2 protein-coding genes are annotated in these 3,074 nt (G+C 57.3%); one reads left to right on the forward strand and one right to left on the reverse strand.

Annotated elements, in window-relative coordinates:
• On the forward strand, window positions 1–292 hold a 292-nt coding region (locus tag ACP5E6_RS17690; RefSeq protein ID WP_427956477.1), incomplete at its 5' end, for a hypothetical protein.
• Here the strand turns inward: ACP5E6_RS17690 and ACP5E6_RS17695 are convergent.
• Complete coding sequence (locus tag ACP5E6_RS17695; RefSeq protein ID WP_427956479.1) at window positions 279–2,591, reverse strand: TonB-dependent receptor; 2,313 nt, start codon at window positions 2,589–2,591, stop codon at window positions 279–281. The two genes, ACP5E6_RS17690 and ACP5E6_RS17695, sit on opposite strands and share 14 nt — an antisense overlap.
• Window positions 2,592–3,074 lie beyond the last annotated feature (483 nt).

A 3,074-nucleotide genomic window follows, 5' to 3' on the forward strand; every position in this document is an offset into this window, starting at 1 on the left:
TGCCGATTTCGATTCTTTTGCGCCGACTCGCTTGTTCAGGCTCAGGCCCTTAGTGGATGTGGGTGACAACCGGATAGGCAAGGTTCAACTTTTACCCTTGCGCGACGGGGGCGTTCCAGACATGACGCAGAGCCCAACCAAAGAAAATTTCCGCCTGATGGTCACGCGATTTTCTCCCCTTGTAGCAGACTGGCAGGTTGCCGGATGGGCCGGTCCGGTGCAACGCGTCCGCCCGTGCGGTTTCGCGCGGACGGAGGCGATCGTCGTCAGGTCCGGCACTAGAAGAGTTTGAGCTTCAGACCGGCACCAATGAAAAGCGGCGCGCCGGTATCGACGTAGACCGGATTGCGGTCGCTCGCCGGGCCGCCTTTGAATTGCTGATATTCGTAAGGGTAGTAGTTCGTGTCGAACAGATTGTCGACATAGACGTTGAACGTCCATTTATGGATATACGGCGATTTGGTCTTCCAGCTATAGCCGACATTCAGGTCGACGATATTGTAGGGATGAACCGCCGGCAGGCCGGCAGGTGACCCGAGGTCGGTATTCATGTGCCAGGGGCCGACGAGATTATCGGTCAGTTTGGCGAGCAAGCCGGACCTCTTGTACTGAATGCCGAAATTGAGGTTGTAGAGCGGAACGCCGCCGACCAGTTCGCCACTGTAGACGCTCGCGCCGTCGTCGGCGAGATAGTTCGACGTGTATTTGGCGAGCGTATAATCATAATTCACATAGGTCGACAGCGTATCGGTAAGGGCGGCATCGATCGATGCGGTTGCTCCCTGATACAGGGCCGTCCCGACATTGTACTGATAGGTCTCGCCGGTTTGGTCATTGTAGTAGTAGCCAAACTTGTTGCTGAACGCCCGGCGGAAATAGGCGAGTTTTGTCTTGAACCGGCCAAAATTATAACGGACGCCGGCATCGACCGAGTCGACATATTCGGGCCGCACCAGTTCGAGTCCGGGCGTCGGCGCATTGCCAATCACCGCATAGTAGGCACTGATGTTCGGTAGTTTATAGACCCGACCGTAGTGGGCATAAACATCGAGATTTTTGGCAAGCTCGTAACTTACCCCGAATGAGGGCTCGGAAAAGTTGAACCTGTTCTTCACCGTTCCGGCATAGTCATAATAATAGCCACTGATGTCGTTGCAGGTGGTGAGGACGGAATAGTATTTGATGCCCGGCGTGATGCTCAGCTTGCCGTTCAGCAGCCGGATGTGATCCTGGATGTAGATATCGGCATAATTGCGCTGATCGTGCTCATCCCAGGCGTCATTATATCCATCGATCCTCGGTACATCACCCTCGCCATACCAGTATTCGGCGCTGCGGTCGTATGAATGGATGTAGGTCGCACCAACCGTGACGGTGTTGTGCGGCAGCAGGAATGACAGCGATGGCGTGATGCCGAGATTGCTGAAATTGTCGATATAGCGCTGGTATTGCGTGCCGTTATCGCTGCTGCCGAACAGCGCAGTCGGATTGTAGGTATTGTCGGGAATGCCGTCGGCCGCCGGATTGGCGTAGCTTTTGACCGCCGTCGAGATTTCATAACCTTCGTAGCCATGGGCGTATTCGGCGTTGCCGTAGCCCGTCCGGTCGTTGTTGTTCTGGGTATAGAACAGCTTGGTCCGGGCAACGACGTAGTTATTGATGATCGACCGCCAGCCCACGATGGTCGTGAACGAACGCGAAGTCGAGCGATTGTTCGCGACGTTGATCGGCCACTGAAAATCGTTGCCGTATTTCTGCGCCAGCGCGAGCGGCACGGTCACCGGTTGCTGGGCGCGCTCGTCGTTGTTGATCAGGATGAAAGAGAATTGCGAGCGCCCCTGATCATAGGGCTGGACCGCCGAAAGATACGAGTTGTTGTTGACGGCGAAGACATGCTTCAGATAACTCGAATAATCTGAATGGTCGAAATTGCCATAGAGTTCTGTACCCGAGCCGTTCATGGTGCCCGAATTGATCGAAAAGCCGCCACTGTTGAGCCCTCCCTGCGTACTGCTGGCGTAGGAGCCACCCCGTCCATAAATCGTCGCGTAAAATTTCGAACTCGGCATGACGGGGTGATAGTCGATCGTGCCGCCGAGTCCGTTGATGCCGGTTTCCGAGGGTGAGTTCGCGCCGCTGTAGATGGTGACGCCGTCGAACTGGCCGGCGGCGACCGGGGTCAGCGAGTGATCGTCGCCCTGACCATTGGTGCCCCCGCGGAACGCGTTGATGATCGGCACGCCGTCAAACTCCATCGCGACCTGATCGCTGTTAAACCCCTCGTAGGTGAAGGTCGTGTCGCCCGCTGTCAGGTTGCCGGGATTGGTATTGCGCACCGTGAACCCCGGTACCGTACGGAGCACCGACTGGAAGCTCTGGACCGGGCTGGTGTCCCTGATCGCCTCGCGGCTCACAGATCCGGTGCCGTGCTCGGCGCGCTCGATCTTCTTGATCAGTTTGATGTTGATCGGGTTGGGCGGCGGTGCGACGACGACCTGCGCATGGGCGGCCACCGTCAGCGCGATCGAACTGGAAAGGGACAGCAGGATCACGCGATGACGGGGTCGGTGGAACGTCGGGGCCTTATGCATCGTCGTTGTCCTAACATGCGTATTGAACGGTTGAGCCTCCGCTGCGCGGGGTTCGGAACACTTCGGTTTGTAACGACGGTTGATGACAGGTCCGTTGCAGTCCTGTGGCAGAGCGATGAAACCAGACGGGACAGATATCACGAAGCTGACATGTGACGGACGCGCCACGCGCACTTGGCACAATCGGAGTGGAGCATATTTTACCGTGTATGGTCGGGGATCGGCAGGCTCGGCATTGCACAGGTTGGCATCTCCAGTGTTGACCCCATGTTCCTCACCCCCGCCCGGAGCCGTGGTGCCTGGCCGCCAGCACCACCGATGTTACCGCGCGTCACCCGATCAATCTCTACGCGAAACGCTGGACCACCGGCGACTTCACGCTCGGACTCTGTCCATGTGTGGACGGCCCGGTGAGGTCAAGATCTGACGTTGCAAGATTTAGTGGCGGTTCGACTGCGATCATGTGTCCGGCTTCTTTGTGCG

It is taken from the genome of Acidiphilium sp. (assembly GCF_049977125.1).
In the GTDB taxonomy this organism is placed as follows: domain Bacteria; phylum Pseudomonadota; class Alphaproteobacteria; order Acetobacterales; family Acetobacteraceae; genus Acidiphilium.

Bases quoted from the DNA above. Each gene is read 5' to 3' on its own strand.
- ACP5E6_RS17695 (WP_427956479.1), bottom strand. From the start codon at position 2,591: ATGCATAAGGCCCCGACGTTCCACCGACCCCGTCATCGCGTGATCCTG.